This window comes from Micromonospora sp. WMMD734 (genome assembly GCF_049178975.1).
GTDB classification, from domain to species: domain Bacteria; phylum Actinomycetota; class Actinomycetes; order Mycobacteriales; family Micromonosporaceae; genus Micromonospora; species Micromonospora wenchangensis.
Genome location: NZ_JBMHMK010000001.1, coordinates 3,779,009 through 3,798,945 on the forward strand (window position 1 = coordinate 3,779,009; position 19,937 = coordinate 3,798,945).

18 protein-coding genes and 1 pseudogene are annotated in these 19,937 nt (G+C 73.9%); 9 read left to right on the plus strand and 10 right to left on the minus strand.

What is annotated here, in order from left to right:
* Positions 1–22: 22 nt before the first annotated feature.
* Positions 23–3,208 carry an FtsX-like permease family protein gene (locus ACN267_RS15940; protein ID WP_421489020.1) on the minus strand — a complete coding sequence of 1,062 codons (3,186 nt, stop codon included), beginning with the start codon at positions 3,206–3,208 and terminating at the stop codon, positions 23–25.
* 140 nt (positions 3,209–3,348) lie between these two features.
* Here ACN267_RS15940 and ACN267_RS15945 point away from each other — a divergent pair, with 140 nt between their 5' ends.
* Positions 3,349–3,642: a hypothetical protein gene (locus ACN267_RS15945; protein ID WP_421489021.1), complete on the plus strand. Its 294-nt coding sequence runs from the start codon at positions 3,349–3,351 to the stop codon at positions 3,640–3,642.
* 151 nt (positions 3,643–3,793) lie between these two features.
* On the opposite strand, the gene ACN267_RS15950 is transcribed toward ACN267_RS15945, so the two are convergent.
* On the minus strand, positions 3,794–3,982 hold the full coding sequence (locus ACN267_RS15950; protein ID WP_204957060.1) for a hypothetical protein: 189 nt from the start codon (positions 3,980–3,982) through the stop codon (positions 3,794–3,796).
* Between the two features lie 154 nt (positions 3,983–4,136).
* Between ACN267_RS15950 and ACN267_RS15955 the strand changes: the two are divergent.
* Positions 4,137–4,349: pseudogene (locus ACN267_RS15955) on the plus strand (hypothetical protein); the annotation flags it as partial.
* Positions 4,350–4,461: 112 nt separating this feature from the next.
* Here the strand turns inward: ACN267_RS15955 and ACN267_RS15960 are convergent.
* Positions 4,462–4,617: a hypothetical protein gene (locus ACN267_RS15960; RefSeq protein ID WP_158224222.1), complete on the minus strand. Its 156-nt coding sequence runs from the start codon at positions 4,615–4,617 to the stop codon at positions 4,462–4,464.
* A 320-nt stretch (positions 4,618–4,937) separates the two neighbouring features.
* Positions 4,938–5,978 (minus strand): non-homologous end-joining DNA ligase, encoded by a 1,041-nt coding sequence (ligD, locus tag ACN267_RS15965; protein ID WP_204957059.1) that lies wholly within the window; start codon positions 5,976–5,978, stop codon positions 4,938–4,940.
* Between the two features lie 47 nt (positions 5,979–6,025).
* On the opposite strand from ligD, the gene msrB reads away from it, so the two are divergent.
* The 4 genes from msrB to ACN267_RS15985 all read left to right on the plus strand — a co-directional run bounded on the left by msrB (position 6,026) and on the right by ACN267_RS15985 (position 8,759).
* On the plus strand, positions 6,026–6,436 hold the full coding sequence (gene msrB / locus ACN267_RS15970; protein ID WP_204957058.1) for a peptide-methionine (R)-S-oxide reductase MsrB: 411 nt from the start codon (positions 6,026–6,028) through the stop codon (positions 6,434–6,436).
* Between the two features lie 234 nt (positions 6,437–6,670).
* On the plus strand, positions 6,671–6,928 hold the full coding sequence (locus ACN267_RS15975; protein ID WP_204957057.1) for a Prokaryotic metallothionein: 258 nt from the start codon (positions 6,671–6,673) through the stop codon (positions 6,926–6,928).
* A 118-nt stretch (positions 6,929–7,046) separates the two neighbouring features.
* A complete protein-coding gene (locus tag ACN267_RS15980; protein WP_421489022.1) occupies positions 7,047–7,508 on the plus strand; it encodes a GNAT family N-acetyltransferase in 462 nt (153 codons plus the stop codon).
* Positions 7,509–7,634: 126 nt separating this feature from the next.
* Positions 7,635–8,759 carry a lytic polysaccharide monooxygenase auxiliary activity family 9 protein gene (locus ACN267_RS15985; protein ID WP_204957055.1) on the plus strand — a complete coding sequence of 375 codons (1,125 nt, stop codon included), beginning with the start codon at positions 7,635–7,637 and terminating at the stop codon, positions 8,757–8,759.
* Between the two features lie 85 nt (positions 8,760–8,844).
* On the opposite strand, the gene ACN267_RS15990 is transcribed toward ACN267_RS15985, so the two are convergent.
* From ACN267_RS15990 to ACN267_RS16000, 3 genes are all read right to left on the minus strand, one after another.
* Positions 8,845–10,215 (minus strand): extracellular solute-binding protein, encoded by a 1,371-nt coding sequence (locus ACN267_RS15990; RefSeq protein WP_421489023.1) that lies wholly within the window; start codon positions 10,213–10,215, stop codon positions 8,845–8,847.
* Positions 10,212–12,809, minus strand: coding sequence for a trypsin-like peptidase domain-containing protein (locus tag ACN267_RS15995; protein ID WP_421489024.1), 2,598 nt, complete (start codon positions 12,807–12,809; stop codon positions 10,212–10,214). The genes ACN267_RS15990 and ACN267_RS15995 overlap by 4 nt, the downstream gene beginning before the upstream one ends.
* 61 nt (positions 12,810–12,870) lie before the next feature.
* Positions 12,871–13,197: a CU044_2847 family protein gene (locus tag ACN267_RS16000; protein WP_204957052.1), complete on the minus strand. Its 327-nt coding sequence runs from the start codon at positions 13,195–13,197 to the stop codon at positions 12,871–12,873.
* A 269-nt stretch (positions 13,198–13,466) separates the two neighbouring features.
* Here ACN267_RS16000 and ACN267_RS16005 point away from each other — a divergent pair.
* Positions 13,467–14,335, plus strand: a protein-coding gene (locus ACN267_RS16005; RefSeq protein WP_282273828.1) for an IS5 family transposase whose coding sequence is annotated in 2 segments (ribosomal slippage) — positions 13,467–13,809 and positions 13,809–14,335 — 870 coding nt in all. Because the reading frame shifts where the segments join, the coding sequence is not laid out codon by codon here.
* Positions 14,336–14,350: 15 nt separating this feature from the next.
* On the opposite strand, the gene hemQ is transcribed toward ACN267_RS16005, so the two are convergent.
* The 3 genes from hemQ to hemE are packed head-to-tail and all read right to left on the minus strand — an operon-like array spanning position 14,351 to position 17,568.
* Positions 14,351–15,064 carry a hydrogen peroxide-dependent heme synthase gene (gene hemQ / locus ACN267_RS16010; protein ID WP_204957051.1) on the minus strand — a complete coding sequence of 238 codons (714 nt, stop codon included), beginning with the start codon at positions 15,062–15,064 and terminating at the stop codon, positions 14,351–14,353.
* Positions 15,061–16,467, minus strand: a complete 1,407-nt coding sequence (hemG, locus tag ACN267_RS16015) for a protoporphyrinogen oxidase (RefSeq protein ID WP_421489025.1) — start codon at positions 16,465–16,467, stop codon at positions 15,061–15,063. The genes hemQ and hemG overlap by 4 nt, the downstream gene beginning before the upstream one ends.
* Before the next feature lie 3 nt (positions 16,468–16,470).
* Positions 16,471–17,568, minus strand: a complete 1,098-nt coding sequence (gene hemE, locus ACN267_RS16020; RefSeq protein ID WP_204957049.1) for a uroporphyrinogen decarboxylase — start codon at positions 17,566–17,568, stop codon at positions 16,471–16,473.
* Between the two features lie 162 nt (positions 17,569–17,730).
* On the opposite strand from hemE, the gene ACN267_RS16025 reads away from it, so the two are divergent.
* Together ACN267_RS16025 and ACN267_RS16030 are read left to right on the plus strand one after the other, a co-directional pair.
* Complete coding sequence (locus ACN267_RS16025; protein ID WP_204957048.1) at positions 17,731–18,303, plus strand: DUF3000 domain-containing protein; 573 nt, start codon at positions 17,731–17,733, stop codon at positions 18,301–18,303.
* 203 nt (positions 18,304–18,506) lie between these two features.
* A complete protein-coding gene (locus tag ACN267_RS16030; protein WP_204957047.1) occupies positions 18,507–19,823 on the plus strand; it encodes a ribonuclease D in 1,317 nt (438 codons plus the stop codon).
* Positions 19,824–19,937 lie beyond the last annotated feature (114 nt).

Here is a 19,937-nt window from a genome sequence, read left to right on the forward strand (position 1 = left end):
AGCGGTCCGGTCGTCGTGGTCGTCACCGGTCTCCTCCGGTGCGCAGCCGGGCGGCGGCGACCCGCTGCCGCAGCCCGGTGGCCATCGCCGCGCTGCCGGCCAGCGCGGCCAGCAGCAGCCCCGCCACGGTCCACCCGATCGGGGCCCAGGCCAGGGCGAACGCCGGCGCGGGCACGGGTCGCCCGGCGGCCGGGGTGAGGATCACCAGGGGTGCCATGGTGGCTCCGACCACCGCGCCGAGCAGCAGGCCGACGCCGACACCGATCCCGGCGAGGAAGGTCTGTTCGGCGAGCAGCGCGCGGGCCAGCAGCCGGGGGGACGCGCCGAGGGTGTGCAGCACCGAGAACTCACCGATCCGGTGCCGGGCGGTGGCCCACACGTCGACCACCAGGCCGACGAGGGCGAGCAGCACCGAGCCGAGGGCGGCGGCCAGCAGCCCGGTCCGGGCCCCCTGCCAGTACGGGTCGTCGGCAGCCACGGCGGCGGCCTGCCGGCGGTCCAGCAGGGTCGTGCCGGGCAGTGCGGCGGCGGCCCGGGACGCCTCGGCGTGGGCGGCGGGGTCGGTCCGCAGCCACCACTCGGGTACCGGCCGGACGGTGCCCGAGTTGCGGATCAGCCAGTCGGTGGCGGCGGGCAGGTCGAGCAGCACCCCGTCGCCGGCGGTGGCGGGCAGCGCGGTCACCTCCCCGAGCAGGCGCACCGGCAGGGAAACCCCGGACAGGGTCAGCTGCACGGTCTCCCCGGGCCGGACGTTGAGCGCGGCCCGCACGGCCGGGGTCATCAGGGCCGGTACGGCGGTGTCCGGGCCGTCCGGCACCACCGCGAAGCGGGACGCGGGCTGGTAGGCGTACCGGCCGCCGTCGAGGAACCCGACGGGGTGGGTGGCGGTCAGTCCGGCCCCGTCGGCGGTGGCGGTGCTGTTCCCGGTGGACTCGGCGGCGGCCACCCGCCACCGGCCGGTGGGCGTGAACGTGGTGGACCGGGCGTCCGGGCCGACGGTGCGCAGGTCCCGCACCTTCAGCGCGTACGCGGTGCCGGCGACGTCCCCGCCGTCGGCCTCGAACCCGGCGAGTCGCAGTCCCGCGACGGCGGGCAGGTCGACCCGGAACCCGACGGCCCGCCCGTCGCTGCCGGTGCGCGCCACGGGCAGCCGGTAGGCCAGCCCGTCGGCCCGGGTGAGCAGCACCGACACGGCGATCCGGTGCGGGGCGACGGCCTGGTCGACGGGGGTGCTCACGGTGCCGGTGAGGCTGCGGGCGTCGGCCGGCAGCGGCAGCCCGAGGGCCGGTCCCCGGGCGGCGGTCAACTGCGCGAACAGTTCCCGCGCGGGCCGGTCGGCGAGCCGGTCGCTGAGCTTCGCCACCTCGGCGGCCTGGGCGGTGTCCAGGCCGAGCACGGTGGCCTGCCGGTCGTCCCGGCCGACCCGGATGTCGTCGCGCCAGGCCGGTAGCGCCCGGTCGACGCCGGGCAGCGCGGCGAGCGCGGCGGCCCGGTCGAGGGGGGCGACGCCGGTGCGTTCGACCAGCCGCAGGTCCGCGCCGATACGGTGGTCGGCCTGGTCGACCTGGGACCGTTCCCCGGTGGCGACCAGCGACCAGGCCAGCGTGCTGCCGCCGACGGCGAGGGCGAGCAGCAGCACCGGGCCGGCGTGTGGCCGCCGGCCGGCCTGCCACATCCCGAAGATGGTGGCGGTCCACGGTCGCCGGTCGACGAACCGTTCGGCGAAGCGGGTGGCCGGCGGGAGCAGCCGCAACGCCACCACCGCCCCGGCCAGCACCCCCAGGGTCGGCGCGGCCACCAGCAGCGGGTCGACGCCGAGGTCGTTGCCGGCCCCGGCCAGCGGTGAGGAGTAGCGGCGCAGTTGCACCCAGGCGAGGGCGGCGAAGGCGACCAGGGCCAGGTCGAGTCCGGCCCGGCTGACGGTGGTGACCCGGTCGGGGCGGGACCGGGCGGCCAGGTCGGCCACGTAGGTGCCCGCCCCGCGCAGGGTGGGGGCGACCATCGCGGCGAGGCAGCCGAGGGCGGTGGCCAGGGCCGCCGCCCAGACCCACCGGCCGCCGCCGACGGCACCGCCGAGGTCGACCGGCCCGTCAGCGGCGACCCGGCGCAGCGCCCCACCGGCGAGCAGCGGCCCGAGCAGGGCGGCGGGGACGACCACCAGGGTCGCCTCCCGGGCGGCCAGGCCGGCGAGTTGCCGGCGGGCCGCGCCCCGGGCCCGCAGCAGGGCGGTCTGGGCGCGCCGGTCCTCGTGCAGCAGGGCGGCGATCAGCACCAGCGCGTACCCGCCGAGGACCACGATCAGCAGCAGCGGGGTGGCCAGGGCCGAGCGGCCGGCCAGGTCGGCCCGGCTGATCCGGTCGATGAGCCGGTCGAGGGTGGTCACCGCCTGGGCGGACGAGCCGAGCCCGGCCGTCTCGGGCACCCCGGTCGCGGCGGTGGCGACGGCCCGGCGCAGCGCCGGCAGCCGGTCCGCCCCGACGGCGGTCAGGTCGGGCGCGACCATCCAGGCGGCGGAGACCGAGCCGGGGAAGGTGGCCGCGAAGTCGGCCGGGTCGAGCACGAACGGCCCGTGCGTGGCGTCGCCGTCCGCGTCGGTGCCCAGGCCGGGGGCGAGCCGCCAGTACGGGTCGGCCGGGTCGCGGGGCCGCCAGGTGCCGGTGAGCACCACCTCGGTACGCCGGTCGGCGCTGCGGTCGCGCATCGGCACCCGGTCGCCGGTGCGCAGGCCCAGTGCGCCGGCGGCCTTCTCAGGCAGGGTGGCCTGGAGCGGGCCGGCCCCGGCGGTCGGCCAGTCGCCGTCGACGAGGTCGGCGTGCGCGGCCAGGTCGTCCAGGGTGGCCAGGGTGGCGAAGACAGGTTCCTTGCCGGTCCGGATGCCCGGGGCGAGGGTGCCGGTGAGTTCCCTGCCGGTGCCGTAGCGGGCGGCGGAGACCCGGATCGGGGTGCCTTCGAGGGCGGTGGCGAAGCCGTCCCGGACGGCCCGGTCGCGGGTGGCGTACTCGGTGCGGTCGCGGCCACCGGAGCCGCTGACCAGCAGGCTGCGTTCCTCGACGGGCGCGGCGGTGATCAGGGCCCGCTGCCCGGCGTCGACGGCCCGCCGGTTGTAGTCGGCCAGCCCGGTGACCAGTGCGATCGCGACCACTGCGGCGGCGACCGCCGCGAGCAGCAGTCCCCGCGCCTCGCGGGCCCGCCTCCACACCAGCTTCATCCGTTGCCTCCCCGGGGCCCGGGGTCGGGCCGACGGAGAGCAAGAGCGGTGACCCGGTGGGAAAGGTTCGCACCCGTTACTTGATCGTTACCCTGGCCCGCCGGTTGGCCCGCAGGCGTGGATCTGGTGTGATCGGCGGCATGGAAACCGCGCTGATGCTGTCGACTCTCGCCCTCGTGCTGGCGCTGGTGATGCAGTTCCCGCTGCGCAACCGCCGCGACGACGTGTCGTTCCGGCTGACGGAGATCGAACGCCGCCAGCGGCTGATCATGGAGCACCTGGGCGTCGTGGACCGGGGCCCGACCCTGCCCGGGGTGCGGGAGCACCTGGCCCGGGGCGACAAGATCAGGGCGATCAAGGCGTACCGGGAGGCGACCGGAACGGACCTGCGCACCGCCAAGGAGGCGGTCGAGGCGATCGCCGCCGGCCGCTGACCCCGAGATCGGCTCAAGTGGGCCGAGGTTGCGCGATCAGGGCGAACGCTGACCGAGATCAACTCAGGTGGGCCGATGTTGCGCCCTCAGGGCGGCCACAGACCGCAACAGCAGCGACATTGAGGTGATCATCCCAGTCGGCCGGCCGGGATCAGTCCGTGGCCAGCTCCGGCCGGTGCTCGCGGATCCACGCCTCGACGTCGACCTTCCGCCACACCTTGCCCATCGCCAGCACCGCCACGGGTTCCGGGAAGTTCCGCTGGTTGGCGATCACGGACGCGCGCTGCCGGGAGACGTTCCCGAGCATCGTCCTGATCTCCGACACGCCGACGAGCTCCACAGGTTGACAATGACAGCAGGCACCGCCCTCGACTCCGACAACTACGGAGACTATTGCCGTAGACAACAGACAGGGACACCATGAGGACGTGACCACGTCGAACGTTTCGCCTGTTCATGATCGGCAGCGGCGGCCTGTAGGTGGGCATCCGCCGATGCGCCCGCTGTGGCGGTGCCGGACGTGCGCCGCGCCCTGGCCCTGCCAACCCGCCCGCCTGCTCCTGACCAGGGAGTACCGGCGGGACCTGGTGGCACTGTCGATCTACATGGCCAGCCAGTTGTTCGAGGCCACCGCCGATCTGGTGCGACTCAATCCGCACCCGGCCCCGTCCCCGGCGGAACTGTTCGACCGTTTCCTCGCGTGGACGGCCCGACCCTCTACCCGACCCGCGAACACCCCCGCGCCGGTCGACGGGTGCCGGCCCGGGGACGCGACCCCGCAGCCGAATGCGGAACGGCCTGCCGGCCGACTGCCGGAAACTATCTGACGAGCAGGGTCAGCAGTCCGGTGAGGGCGACGAGGACCGCGGCCACCCCGGTGAGCACGGCCGGCAGGATCTTGAGGTATTCGAGGATCACGGAATGCCGGCCCGGCACCCCGCCGATCCGCTGCGTTCTTCTCGTCGTGGCCGCCATGGTGATTCCCTTGTCCGGTGCCCGCGTCCGGTCGGATGAATCGGAGCCACTGACCGGCGAATCGACTGTCACCGCCGGGCAGCAGTCGACCGGACACTCGACAGCGAGGGCATAAGCCCTGTTCACACGAGTGCAGCCGACGTCCGCGCATCCTACCTTTCATATTCGACCGTAGGCGTCATGACCAGTCGAGCGCAATCATCAGTACCGGAAAGAGTACGCAGGAAAGCCATTTTCACACGTGGGAGTGGCATGCCGCGCAACTGATTTCGGATTACCGACGAACAGTCCGCACCACCGACGCCGCCGGCATTCCGATTTCAGCCGGTGGCGTCGTCGGCCGGACGCTTCGCCCGGCTCGGCTGCACCCGCTTCGGTTCGCCGGGCATCTTCGGATGGTCGGGTGGATAGGGCAGGTCGCCCAGGCCCTGCCCGGCGTCCCGCTCGGCCCAGTCGAGCAGGGGCGTGATGTCGACCGGGTCGTCGTCGATGCCCGCGTGCGGGTCACCCCGCCCGGCCAACCGGACCGGCACCGTACGCAGGTCGAAATCGTCGGGATCGACGTCGGGCAGCTCGTCCCAGGTGACCGGGGTGGAGACGGTGGCCCGCGCGTTGGCCCGCAGCGAGTACGCGCAGGCGATGGTGCGGTCCCGGGCCATCTGGTTGTAGTCGACGAAGACCCGCTGCCCGCGTTCCTCCTTCCACCAGGCGGTGGTGACCAGGTCGGGACGACGTCGTTCCAGCTCCCGGGCCAGCGCGATGGTGGCCCGGCGCACCTCGGTGAACGTCCACCGCGGGGCGATGCGCAGGTAGACGTGCAGCCCCCGGCCGCCTGAGGTCTTCGGCCAGCCGGTGACGCCCAACTCGGCGAGGATGCCCCGCAGCTCGGCGGCGGCCGTCGCCGCGTCGGCGAAGTCGGTGCCGGGCTGCGGATCGAGATCCACCCGCAGCTCGTCGGGGTGGTCGACGGCGGCGGCCCGGACCGGCCACGGGTGGAACACCACCGTGCCCATCTGCGCGGCCCAGGCGACGTGGGCGAGGTCGGTCGGCCGCAGCTCGTCGGCGCCCCGGCCGCTGGGGAAGGTGATGCCGACCGTCTGCACCCACGGCGGCACCCCCCGGGTGGGCACCCGCTTGGAGAAGAACGCCTCCCCCGCGATGCCGTCGGGGAAGCGTTGCAGGGTGGTCGGCCGGTCGGCCAGGGCGCGCATGATGCCCTCGCCCACCGATACGTAGTAGTGGAAGACGTCGGCCTTGGTGAACCCGCGCTCCGGGAAGATCACCCGGTCCGGACTGCTCAGCCGGACGCTGCGCCCGGCCACCTCGACCTCGGTCGCCGTCGTCTTCCCGCTGGCCGCCATGGCGCGACCATATGCGATGCCCCCGACATCCGACGTACGGTTGACCGGTGAGTCTTGACGAGAGCGAACTGCCCCGCACCGAGGACGAGTGGCGGGTCCGGCTGACCCCGGAGGAGTTCCGGGTGCTGCGCGAGGCCGGCACCGAACGCCCCTTCACCGGCGAGTACGTCGACACGAAGACCCCGGGCGTCTACCACTGCCGGGCCTGCGGGCTCGAACTGTTCTCCAGCGACACCAAGTTCGACTCGCACTGCGGCTGGCCGAGCTTCGACGACGCCATCCCGGGCCGGGTGCGGGAGATCCAGGACACCAGCCTCGGCATGGTACGCACCGAGATCCGCTGCGCCCGCTGCGACAGCCACCTCGGGCACGTCTTCCACGGCGAGGGCTTCACCCCGAAGGACACCCGGCACTGCGTGAACTCGGTGTCGATCCGGCTGGAGCCCAAGCAGGGCTGAACCGACGCCGAGGCGGAGCAACCGAACCGGGCCGGACCGATGCCGGGCAGTCAGAGCAGAAGCAGGCTGCGCTTGATCACGTGATCCTCCGGGTCGGGCGTCCTACCGCGTCCAACGCCCGACACGCCGGGGCGAAACGCCGTCCGACCCGACCGATCCGGGGCATTTCACCCTGCGCGACCCCCACCCTGTCGCACCCTGGGGGCAGATGTCCGATTCGGAGAGGTGTGACGGGTGGCTACCTGCGAGGTCTGCGGCAACGACTACTGGATGGCGTTCGAGGTGCGCACGGTCAGCGGTGACGTGCACACCTTCGATTCCTTCGAGTGCGCGGCGCACAAGCTCGCGCCGATCTGCGAGCACTGCCAGGTGAAGATCATCGGGCACGGGGTGGAGGTCGGCGGCCGGTTCTTCTGCTGTGCGCACTGCGCCCGCGCGGTGGAGGCCCTGGGCGCGGAGATCCGCGACGCGGTCGGTGCCCGCCCGGTCTGACCCGTCGTCGGCACCCGCCCGGCCCGCGCCGCCGGTCGGCACCCGCCCGGCCCGCCCCCTGCGGGACCTGACGCCACTGCCGCGTCAGGCCGGCGGGCGGGCCGCCTACCATCGCCTGATGGCACCGCAGACCGTCGACGTCCACGTCGCCAGCTTCACCGAGCTGGACGTACGCACCTTCCACGACCTGCTGCGGTTGCGCATCGACGTGTTCGTGGTGGAGCAGCGCTGCCCGTACCCGGAGCTGGACGGGCGGGACGTCGAACCCGGCACCCGGCACCTCTGGCTGGCCCACGACGGCATGGTGCGGGCCTACCTGCGGCTGCTCGCCGACCCGGGCGGGGTGGTGCGGATCGGCCGGGTGGTGGTGGCCCCGGCGGCCCGCGGCGGCGGGCTCGCCGGCCGGCTGATGACCGAGGCGCTGCGGCTGGTCGACGGGCCGTGCGTGTTGGAGGCGCAGGCCCACCTGGCCGGTTTCTACGCCGGGCACGGCTTCACGGTGACCGGCCCGGAGTACGTCGAGGACGGCATCCCCCACCTGCCCATGCGGCGCGGCGGGGCGAGCAGCCCGAAAGATTGACGGATACCGCTTTCCTATGCAAGCCTGCGGAGGCAGAGCCGTCGTGGGAGCCGCACAGCAGGCACGGGAGGGGCAACTCCCGGCCGTCCGGGCGTCGATCGATCGACCCCTTACCTCGGAGGCTCCATGTCCACCGTCCTACGCAGACGACCCACCGCGCTCGCGGGGTCGCTGCTCACCATCGGCGCGATCATCGCGCTGTTGCTCACCACCGCCCTGGCCAACTCGGCGTCCGCGCACGGCGCGGTGGTGAACCCGGGATTCCGCGCCTACAGCTGCTGGGAGCGCTGGGGCGCCGAGTTCCAGAACCCGCGCATGGCCACCGAGGACCCGATGTGCTGGCAGGCCTGGCAGGCCGACCCGCAGGCCATGTGGAACTGGAACGGCCTGTTCCGGGAGGGTGTCGCCGGCAACCACCAGGGCGCCATCCCGGACGGCCAGCTGTGCAGCGGCGGACGCACCCAGAACGGCCGCTACAACGCCCTGGACACCGTGGGCGCGTGGAAGACCACGTCGGTGGCGAACAGCTTCCGGCTGAAGTTCTTCGACCAGGCCAGCCACGGCGCCGACTACATCCGGGTGTACGTCACCAAGCAGGGCTTCAATTCGCTGACCACACCGCTGGGCTGGGGCAACCTGGAACTGGCCGGGCAGATCGGCAACACCCCGGCGTCCCAGTGGGACAGGGACACCGGCGGCGTGTCGATCCAGATCCCGGTGAACGCGCCGGGTCGTACCGGTCGGCACATCGTCTACACGGTGTGGCAGGCCAGCCACCTGGATCAGTCGTACTACCTGTGCAGTGACGTGGACTTCGGTGGCGGCACCAACCCGACCACGCCGCCCACCACCGCGCCGCCCACCACGGCCCCGCCGACCACCGCGCCGCCGACCACCGCACCGCCGACCACGGCCCCGCCCACCACCGCCCCGCCGACCACGCCGCCGGCGACCGGTGGCTGCACGGCCACCTACCGGGTGACCTCGACCTGGAACGGCGGGTTCCAGGGTGAGGTGGACGTGACCGCCGGCTCCTCGGCGATCAAGGGCTGGACGGTCAACTGGACGTACTCCGGCGGCCAGCAGGTCAGCCAGGCGTGGAACGCCACGTTGACCAGCAGCGGATCGACGGTGACCGCCCGCAACGTCAACTACAACGGCGCGTTGGCCGCCGGCGGGAAGACCACCTTCGGCTTCCTCGCCTCGGGCAGCGGCGCCAGCCCGACCCCGGTCTGCACCGCGACCCTCTGACCGGTCCGGACACCGTGCGGAAGTAGTGGCCTCCCATCACCCGGAGGCCACTACTTCCGTGTTCGGGCCGGCACCGTCACCGGGATCAGCGTCCGCGCAGGGCATCGTTGAGGCGGGCCTCGAAGTCCTCAGGCAACGCCCCGTTACCCTCCAACGCGGTCCGTACGCCCTTGCGGAACACCTCACTGAACGAGAAGTAGTACGGCACCCGGGGCCGGACCCGGGCCTCCCGTACCGCCTCTGCCAGCAGCGCCAGGTAGGGGAACCTGGAGCGGAGGTCCTCGTCGGCGTAGACGTCGTTGCGGGTGGGGGCGAAACCGCCCCGCTCGAACAGCTGGGTCTGGCTCTCCCGGCTGGTCAGGAACTCGATCAGGGCCTGGGCCGCCCGGGGCTGCTTGCTCTGCTTCGCCACCGCGAGGTTCTGGCCGCCCAGCGCCGACGGGCCGGGCAACCGCGTCACCTGGAACGGCACCCGAGGGGTCGACATCCCGTCGGGGGTGTCCAGCCTCGGATAGTTGACCGGCCAGTTGCGCATGAACAGGGCCCGACCACCGCCGAAGTCATCCAGGCTGCGGAGCTCGTCACCCGGGACGCCGAACGCGTCACCGGCGAGCAGACCCTTCCCGCGCGCCGCGGCGACCTCCCGCAGCCGCCGCTCCCACTCCTGGCGTTGGAAGATCACCCGGTTGCTGCTCTCGTCGACCAGGCGCTCGACCCCGCCGTCCCAGATCAGTTCCATCCCGTTCACGGTCAGCCCCTCGTACGGACCGAACTGGCCCGTGTACCCCATGGTGGGGCCCGTGCGGCCCGCCGGGGCGGTCAGCGCCCGGCTGCGTTCGATGATGGTGCGCCAGTCGAACCGGCGCTGGCCGGGGAGGTCCCCGGGGACCCCGAGCAGGTCGGTCCGGTAGTAGAGCAGGCCGGCGTCGGTATTGAACGGCAGCGCCCAGAGGGTGCCCTGGTAACGACCGGTGGCGAGGGCCTCCGGCACGAACTGGTCGAGGTACCCCGCGCTCAGTCGCGACTCGTCGACCTGTCGCAGGTAGCCGGCGGCGGCGAACTCGGCGGTGAAGGTCACGTCCAGGTTGTAGATGTCGATGTCCCGGACCGGGTTCTCCGTACGACCGGCGGCCTGGGCCTGGGCGATCGCGACCATCTCGCTGCGCTGCTGGTCGGCGCTGACCGTGGTCTCCTCCAACCGGGCCTGGTTGCGCGGGTTGGTTTCGTTCCACCGTTCGATCAGCTTGCGCCGTTGCTGGTCGATGCTGGTGTCCCTGCCGCTGAGCAGCACCAGATCCCCCGGTTCCAGATCGGCGCCGCGCGGGGCCACGTACCAGGCGACAGTGCCCAGCACACCGAGCACGGTGCCGGCCACCAGGCCGAACAGGAAGGCGGACGGAACGCGTAGCCGCCGTAGGGTGGCCGACCGGACCCGGTGCGGCTGCCTGTCGGTCATTGCTCGGCTCCTTTCTCCCACAACTGGGCGAACAGTTCGGTGAGCCGCTGGTCGATCGTCTCGGCGGCGACCTCCCGGCACTCCCCGCCGGTGGACCGGGCGGCCTGTCGCAGGGCGCGGTCCCGCACCCGGTCGGCACAGCTCGCCTCGCCGACGGCGAGCACGTAGAGCCGCACCGGCGGTTGCCCGTCGAGCCGGGGCACCAGATCTCCGCTGGCCGTGTCCCGTCCGTCGGTGAGCACCACCAGCGCCCGCAGGTAGCCCTCGGGGTCGCCGGGCCGACGCAACTCCCGGAAACCGTCGTCGATGGTCCGGTGCAGCGGGGTGTCGCCGGACGGCACGGTTCGGCGCAACCGGGCGAGCAGGGCCGCGTCCCGGGCCGGGTCGGCCGGCCCCACCGGCCGGGGCCGTCCGGCGGCACCGGGGTACGCGGTGGAGAACGTCCACACGCCCACCTCGTCCCGCACACCCAGCTGCCCCAGTGCGGTGGCCACCCCGTCGACCGCCAGGTCGAAACGGGTGCCCCGACCTGCCGGGGCCAGCATCGAACCGGAGCTGTCCAGGGCCAACAGCACCCGCGCCGGCCGCCGGGCCTCCCGGTAGCGCCGGTCAGCGGTGTCGAGCACCGCGGCGTCCGCGGCGTCCGCCAGCCGCCACTGCGGATTCTCCAACGGCCAGTCGGGCAGCACCCCGTTCGTCTCGGTCAGCCCGGAGCCGGGCTCGTCGCGGCCGGCGACCCGGAACCCCTCGGTCCGCAGCACGTCCCGGCCGGGGCCGGCCAGCCAGCGACGGAAGTCGTCGGCGGTGGACCGGGCGACCGGGCTCTGCACCGCGTCGGGCCAGTGCAGGCGTACCACCCGGTGCTCGACGCCCGGGGTCTGCTTCGGGTAGAAGGCGACCAGAGACCGGTGGGGCGTGGGCCGCCCCAGTTCGGCGCAGGCGTCGCCGAGCCGGTGGCCGCCGTTGAACCGGACGAGCGCCTGCTCGGTGGTGATCACGGCGGGCGGCATGGGCGCGGACGGGTCCTGAGCGAGTTGCCGCTGCCGGCACAGCACCGCGGCGAGGGTGCCGAGCGGGTAGCCGCGCGCGTCCTGGGTACGCTCCAACGGCTGTTCCACCTGCCGCCGGAGCTGGGTCGTCCCGACGTCCTGGTAGAGGGCCACGTCGACCATCCGGGCCTCCGGGGAGAGCGTGGGGTCGGGGCGTACCACCTGCCAGCCGACGCCGGGGACCGGCCGGCCCCCACCGGTCACCACGGGCGGGTCGGTCGCGGAACGGCTGGCCTTGCCGAACAGCTCCGGCCAGGACAGGGAGCGTTGCCGGTCGAGGTCGTCGCGGTCGGCGTCGACGAGGCCCCGGGGCACCCCCAGCACCAGGGGTGACCAGGCAACCGTCTCGAAGTCCCGCACGCTGTCCAGGTTGCGCAGCTGGTCGTCGAGCGGCTCGGCACCGGGGAACCAGACGTCCGGACGCGGGCCGACGTCGGCCGGGTACCAGCCCGGCACCGCCGGACGACCGCTGCTCGCCGGTTCCCCGGCCGAGGCCGACCAGTCGTGTCGCAGGCCCTTGGCCACCTCCTCGGCCGATGCGGAGTAGACGAACATGTTCACGGTGCGGCAACCGCGCACCGCGGAGGACCGCTGGAAGGCGGCGGCGACCGTCTGGTAGGTGAGCAGGTCGTCAGGGGCCACGGCGACCCGCAACTCCGCCGCAGGGGGACACCCGGGCAACGGTTCGGGCGCGACCATGCAGATGCCGGCCAGCACCGCCACCAGCGCCGCGATCCACCCCGGTCGCAGCCGGCGCGGTCGTGCCGCCGCGTCCGGTGACGGCGTTCCCGCCGGTGCCGGCGTCCCCGGCCGGGCCAGCTGGCCGGCAGGTGGTCCGGAATCGGTACGCCACCGGCTGAACGGCTGCCGCCACCGGGTCACCACCAGCGGTGGGCCGAACGTGGCGGGCACCGGCAGCCGCCGGATAGGAATCATGAAGGCGGCCGGGTATTCGAGTTGGGGCCTGGTGCGCTGGTCGGCCGAGACGATCATCCCGACCACGCAGCGGACCCGGTGGTCCCAGACCGGGGCGCCTGAGTAACCGGGCTGGATCTGGTAACCGGCGTCGGTCGGGTTGGCCAACTGCATCCATCCGCCACCTACCGGCCCGACGACCCGTCCCTCGAACCAGCGGCCCTTGCCCCCCGGGAAGCCGAAAACCCGGCAGACGCGGTCCCGGGTGCCGGACTCCCCCGGTCGGGCCAGCCGGACCGGCCGGATGCCCGCCGGCACCGGCGTCACCAGGCGCAGGACGGTCACGTCACCGGGGTCGTCGGGATCGTCGGGGTCGTCGGGGGGCAGCACCACCGCGATCGCCGGCCGTCCCCGGCGCACCAGCGGGAAGACCACCTCGACCTGCCCACCGCTGAGGGACGCGGTGTCAGCCGGCTCGTCAGGCGTCGGGGAGACCTCCCCGGTCAGGGCCGCCCGGACGACATGGGTGCAGGTCAGCAACAGGTGACGATCGATCAGGAAGGCCGCGCCGACCACCGTACCGGCGGCGTTGCGGACCCCGGCGACGGCGAGTTCTGCGTCGTCAGGCACCGGATGGACCGGCCCCACGTCGGGCTTTCCCCGCGCGCCCATGATCACGACGCCATCCGGCTCACGTTTCCGTGCCGGGCCGGTCCCACTCGACCCGAACGGTGAGATTGGCCTCCGAGGTGCCGCTGGCGATGATCAGCCCGGTCTGGGCCGACACCTTGACCCCGAACTCCACCGCGACCCGGTCCGGTGGCTCGGCGACATCGCGGAGGTTGCGCAGCACGGCGGTGCTGACCTGCCGTAGGTGCGTCAGGGCCGATTCCAGTGTCTCGTGCGCCCGGGTCGCCGCCGCGCCGCCCCGGCCGACCGGGACGGTGCCCTCTTCGGCGGGGGTCTCGAACTGGACCCTGCCGCCACCCTCCAGCGGAAACTCGACGATCTGCGACACCGGCACGCCCCCGTGGATCCCGACGGCACGGAAGTTACCGTCTTGAATCTCTCAGGTTACCGTCGTCATTCCACTCCGGAGCGTCCGCAGCGGGCTGCGAGCCGGACGCGTCCACATTCCGACAGCACCACGCCGGCCGAGCGGCACCACCGGGCACGCCCGGATCGACGCCGGGCACGCCCGGCCGGGCCGGTACGCCGACCGGACCGGTGGTCGGACTAGGGCGTGTCCTGTCGATCTTGTAGCGGTTGGTCGTTGACGATGTGCCGGTGGTACGTCGTGGTGAGCTGACCGATGAGGCGTGGGCGGTGATCGCCCCGCTGCTTCCCGAGCCGGGCGGTGCGCGGGGGCGGTGGCGGGATCATCGCCAGGTCATCAACGGGATCTTGTGGAAGCTGCGTACGGGTGCGCCGTGGCGTGACCTGCCGGAACGCTTCGGGCCGTGGAAGACCTGCCACGAACGGCTGCGCCGGTGGAGCGCTGACGGAACGTGGGATCGGATTCTCGCGGCGGCGCAGGTCCACGACGATGGCACACCGGTGCAGTGGACGATCAGCATCGACTCGTCGATCGTGCGGGCGCACCAGCATGCCGCTGGCGCCCGTAAAAAAGGGGCTCCACGGCAAGTCCGGCGGCACCTGGTACGCAAGATGGCGAGGCCATCGGCCGATCCCGCGGCGGACTGAGCACGAAAATCCACCTGGCTGTCGACGGACGCGGTCGGCCGTTGTCGATCCTGCTCACCCCGGGCCAGGCCGGTGACAACCCGCAGCTGTTGGCGCTGCTGGATGCGATCCGGATCAACGAGCCCGGGCCGGGTCGGCCCCGCAAGCGACCGGAGGTGCTGATCGCGGACAAGGGCTATGCGCATGACTCGACCCGTCGAGCCCTGCGACAACGCGGGATCCGGCACGTCATCCCGGAACGCTCGGACCAGGTCGCCCGCCGGGCCGCCAAGGGCAGCCACGGCGGGCGACCACCGGCCTTCGACAAGGCGATCTACCGCAAGCGCAACGTCGTGGAGCGCTGCTTCAACCGGCTAAAGCAGTGGCGTGACCTGGCCACCCGCTACGCCAAGCGCGCATCCCTCTACCGGTCCGGCCTGGTCCTCATCGCCGCCATCATCTGGCTTCCATGATCGGCAGGACAGGCCCTAGACCAGGCAGTTGACGATGTCGGCGACCGAACGACGCCGGCCGGTGTAGAACGGGACCTCCTCGCGGACGTGCCGCCGGGCCCCGGAGGCCCGCAGGTCCCGCATCAGGTCGACGATCCGGTGCAGCTCGTCGGCCTCGAAGGCGAGCATCCACTCGTAGTCGCCGAGGGCGAACGAGGCGACCGTGTTGGCCCGGACGTCCGGGTAGCCGCGCGCCATCTTGCCGTGCTCGGCCAGCAGCTCCCGCCGCTCGGCGTCCGGCAGCAGGTACCACTCGTAGGACCTGACGAACGGGTAGACGCACAGGTACGGCCGGGGCTCCTCGTCGGCGAGGAACGCCGGGATGTGGCTCTTGTTGAACTCCGCCGGCCGGTGCAGCGCCAACTGCGACCACACCGGGGTCAACGCCCGCCCCAGGGTGGTCCGGCGCAACCGCAGGTAGGCGTCCTGGAGGGCGTCGCTGGACGACGAGTGCCACCAGATCATCACGTCCGCGTCGGCGCGCAGCCCGGCCACGTCGTACATGCCCCGGACCACGACGTCCTTGCCGGCCAGTTCCTCGAAGAGCGACTCCACCTCGCCGGTGACGTTCTCCCGCAGCGCCGGCAGCCCGCCGGTGGCCCGGTAGACCGACCACATGGTGTAGCGCACGGTTTCGTTGAGTTCCCGGATCCGGGCCGCGTTGGACTGCTCGGTGCTCTGCTCGGTCATGGACCCGATCCTCCCAGTGCTTCGATGATCTCCTCGGCCGCGCTCTCGCCGGAGCGGACGCAGACCGGGATGCCGACCCCGTCGAAACCCGCGCCGGCCACCGCCAGGGTGGGGTGCGACGCGCGCAGCGCCGCCCGGACGGCGGCCACCCGCCCGGTGTGACCGGGGGCGTACTGGGGCAGCGCGCCGCCCCAGCGCTGTACGTGACCGGCGACCGGTGCGGGCAACGCCACCCCGAGCACCCGGGTCAGCTCCCGGTGCACGGTGGCGAGCAGGTCGTCGTCGGTGAGCTGGAGCGAGGTCTCCTCGCCGTACCGGCCGACGGAGGCGCGGACCAGGGCCAGCCCGTCCGGCGCGGCCAGGTGCCCCCACTTGGTGGTGAAGAAGGTCGACGCCTTGATCAGCAGCCCCTCGCCCGCCGGCACCAGGAAGCCGGAGAGCCGGGGCAGCGCCGGCGCGGGCAGCGCCAGGGTGACCAGCGCGACGCTGGCGTAGTCCAGCCCGCCGACGGTCGCCGCCTGCGCCGCGGCGAACCCGGCGAGCAGCCGGGCGGTGGGTCGGGCCGGCACGGTCAGCAGCACCGCGTCCGCCTCGACCAGTTCCGGGTCGCGGGTCGGGCCGACGGTCAGCCGCCAGCCGTCGCCGACCGGGGTCAGCTCGCGGACCGCCGCGTTGCGCCGGATCGCCGCGCCGCTGGCCGTGGCCGCCGCCTCGACCAGGGTGCCCAGCCCGCCGTCCAGGGTGCCGAAGACCGGGGCGCCGGGGGTGCGGGGCGCGGCGGCCTGCGCGGCCCGGACCGCGCCGACCAGTGTGTGTTCCACCCGCGCCGCGCGGGCCAGCGCCGGCATGGTGGTGACCAGGGACAGGTCGTCGGCCCGGCCGGCGTAGACGCCGCCGAGCATCGGGTCGACCAGCCGCTGCACCACCTGCTCACCGAACCGGGCCCGGACCAGTTCCCCGACCGAGACGTCCTGGTCCGCGTCGAGCAGCGGCCGGCCGCCGTCGCGGTCGGCGTCCAGGGTGGGCTCGGCGACCGCCGCCACCGCCGCCAGGTCCCCGGGTACGCCGACCAGCGTGCCGCCCGGGACCGGGCGCAGCCCGCCGTCGACGACGAGCGCGGCCTGCCCGACGGTGGGGTGCACGATCCGCCCGGCCAGGCCGAGCCGGCGGGCCAGGGCCACCGCGGCGGACTCGCCCCCGGCCGGGTCCCGCATCAGGAACGACTCCGCGCCGAACTCCACCGTACGGCCGGCCAGCTCACCGGTGCGCAGCTTGCCACCGAGCGCGCCAGACTGCTCGTACACGGTGATCTCGGTGTCGGCAGGGGCGCGGTCGCGTAGCCGCAGCGCGGCGGCCAGGCCGGTGATCCCGCCACCGACCACCGCCACCCGCCACGGCCGCACCGCTCAGCCCTGCTCGTCCCGGCGCGCGGACACCTCGTGCACCAGCGCGACCACCCGGGTCAGCACCTCGGGGTCGGTCTCGGGCAGCACGCCGTGACCGAGGTTGAACACGTGTCCGGGGGCGGCGCGGCCCTGCTCGACGATCCGCCGCACCTCGGCCTCGATCACCGGCCAGGGGGCGAACAGCACGGTCGGGTCGAGGTTGCCCTGCACGGCCCGGTCCGGCCCGATCCGGCGGGTCGCCACGTCCAGCGGGGTACGCCAGTCGACGCCGACCACGTCGGCGCCGGCCTCCCCCATCGCGCCGAGCAGCTCGGCGGTGCCCACCCCGAAGTGGATCCGGGGCACCCCGGCGTCGGCCAGGCCGGACAGCACGGCGGTGGAGTGCGGCAGGACGAAGCGGCGGTAGTCGGCCTCGGACAGGGCCCCGGCCCAGGAGTCGAAGAGCTGCACGGCGGAGACCCCGGCGTCGACCTGCACCCGCAGGAACGCCAGGGTGACCTCGGCGAGCCGGGCGCACAGCGCGTGCCACAGGTCGGGCTGGCCGTACATCATCGCCTTGGTCCTGGCGTGGGTCCGCGACGGTCCGCCCTCGACCAGGTAGCTGGCCAGGGTGAACGGCGCACCGGCGAAGCCGATCAGCGGGGTGTCGCCGAGTTCGGCGACGAGCAGCCGGACGGCTTCGTCCACGTAGGACACGTCGGCACGGTCGATGCGGCGGACCCGCTCGACGTCGGCGACGGTGCGCACCGGCTCGGCCACCACCGGCCCGGTGCCGGCGACGATGTCCAGGTCGACGCCGGCCGCGGCGACCGGGACGACGATGTCACTGAACAGGATCGCCGCGTCGACGCCGTGCCGGCGGACCGGCTGGAGGGTGATCTCGGCGACCAGGTCCGGCCGGCGGCAGGAGTCCAGCATCCCCACGTTGGCCCGGATCTCCCGGTATTCCGGCAGGGACCGGCCGGCCTGGCGCATGAACCAGACCGGGGTGTGCGGGACGGACTCCCGGCGGCAGGCCCGGACGAAGGGCGAGTCGGCCGGCCCGCTGCGGCGGGATTCTCCGTCTCGGGCGGCGGTGCCCGTGGTGTCGGTGGTCATCGCGGCAATCGTGCCACGCACCCGCGCGGGCCCGACGGGCAGCGCCGCCATTTGTGACCCGCACCCCCGGGACGCACCGGTCGGCGGCGGGACACCGCCGTGGGCCGGCGCTTCGGCGTGCCGTGACGGCGGGCGACGGCGCGTCGGCATAGGCTGCCGGTCATGGCCCCCCCGATCGCGCTCCCGGAGACGTTCGCCCGCGCGGTCGCCGGCCTGCGGTCGGTCACCCCCCGGGCGGAGATCGTCCTGGAGGAGGTCGGCGCGCCCCAGCGGCTCGCCCCGTACGCGTTCGCCCTCTCCGCCACCGTGCTGCGCGACGACGACGAGGTGGCCGACGGGCGGCTGATCCTGCTGCACGACCCGGCCGGGCACGACGCCTGGCGTGGCACCCTGCGGCTGGTCACCTACGTGACCGCCGACCTGGAGGTCGACCTGGCCGCCGATCCGCTGCTGCCGGGGGTGGGCTGGACCTGGCTCACCGACGCGTTGGAGGCGCACCAGGCCGACTACCGGGCGGCCGGTGGCACGGTCACCCAGACCGTGTCGACCCGGTTCGGCGAGCTGGCCGGCCCGCCCGCCGCCGGGGACGTCGAGATCCGGGCGTCCTGGACGCCGCTCGGCGAGGACCTCGGCGCGCACCTGTCGGCCTGGTGTGCGCTGCTCGCCTCCACCGCAGGGCTGCCGCCGCCCGGGGTCACCGCGCTCACCGACCGCCGGCCGGCCGGCGCGGCCTGACCGCCGGCCGCCCTCCCGGTAACGACGCGACACGCCCGGAGCACAAGCAGATGTCCCGGGTGCCCTGAGGACGTCCTATCGGACATCGAATGTCCTGCGGTCGAGGTGGCCGTCCTCACCGTCCCGACCTCTGTCGGACACCGGGACGACACACACCGGACCGGCTGCGCACACCATCTCGCCCGGCGCACTAGGGTTGTCAGGTGACCGACGAACCACCCCTGCGCCGTCGGGCCGCCGAAAGCCGTACGGCAGACGTTCCGCCCCCGGCCGTCGCCCAGCCGGCGGACCCGGGCACCGAGCAGCCCTCCGGCGGGCCCGTACCGCTGACCGCGCCCCGCGACGGCACCCCCCAGCCGGTGGCCACCCCCGCCGAGCTGGACGAGGTCGTGGCCCGCTTCGCGGCGGGCACCGGCCCGGTGGCCCTGGACGCCGAGCGGGCCTCCGGCTACCGCTACAGCCAGCGGGCCTACCTGGTGCAGCTGCGCCGGGAGGGGGCCGGCACCACGCTCATCGATCCGCTGCCGCTGCCCGACCTGACCGCCCTCGACCAGGCGATCGGCGACGCCGAGTGGGTGCTGCACGCCGCCAGCCAGGACCTGGCCTGCCTCGCCGAGCTGGGGTTGCGTCCGCGCCGGTTGTTCGACACCGAGCTGGCCGCCCGGCTGGCCGGCTTCGAGCGGGTCGGCCTGGCCGCGCTGACCGAGCAGTTGCTCGGCTACACCCTGGAGAAGCACCACTCGGCGGCGGACTGGTCCAGCCGGCCGCTGCCCGAGTCCTGGCTGACCTACGCGGCGCTGGACGTGGAGATGCTCGTCGACCTGCGCGACGCGCTGGACGCCGAGCTGCACGCGCAGGGCAAGTCGGCGTGGGCGGCGGAGGAGTTCGCCGCGCTGATCACCTGGGCCACCCGGCCGCCCCGGGTGCGGGCGGAGCCGTGGCGGCGGACCTCCGGCATCCACCGGGTCCGGGGGGCGCGGGCGCAGGCCCGGGTCCGGGCCCTGTGGTACGCCCGGGACCAGATCGCCGTGCGCCGCGACGCCGCTCCGGGGCGGGTGCTGCCCGACTCGGCGATCATCGCCGCCGCCGAGCTGGACCCGAAGGACGAGAAGACCCTGCTGACGTTGCCCGGGTTCGGCGGCCGGTCGGTGCGCCGGCTGGCCCGGTCCTGGCTGACGGCGCTCGACGAGGCCCGCCAGTTGGCCGACGACGCGTTGCCCGTCACCCCGACGGTGGAGGGGCCGCCCCCGCCGCACCGGTGGGCGGAGCGCGACCCGGTGGCCGCCGGGCGGCTGGCCCGCTGCCGGGAGGTGGTGGTCCGCGTCGCCGGTGAGCACCGGCTCCCGCCGGAGAACCTGATCACCCCGGATTCGGTCCGCCGGCTGGCCTGGCAGCCGCCCGACGAGATCACCGTGGACACCGTCGCGGAGGTCCTGCGCGGCTACGGCGCACGCCAGTGGCAGCTCTCCCTCCTGCTGCCCGCGCTCGCCGAGGCACTGCTGCCCGCGCCCCGGGCCTGAGCCACCACCGCGCCACCCTCCGTCGTCCCTGACGGTCCGCATCCCGGTCCACGCCGGCCCGTCTCCGGGCCGGCCAGGGCCGGGTGCCCCCGCGCCGGGAGTGTGGGATGGGCC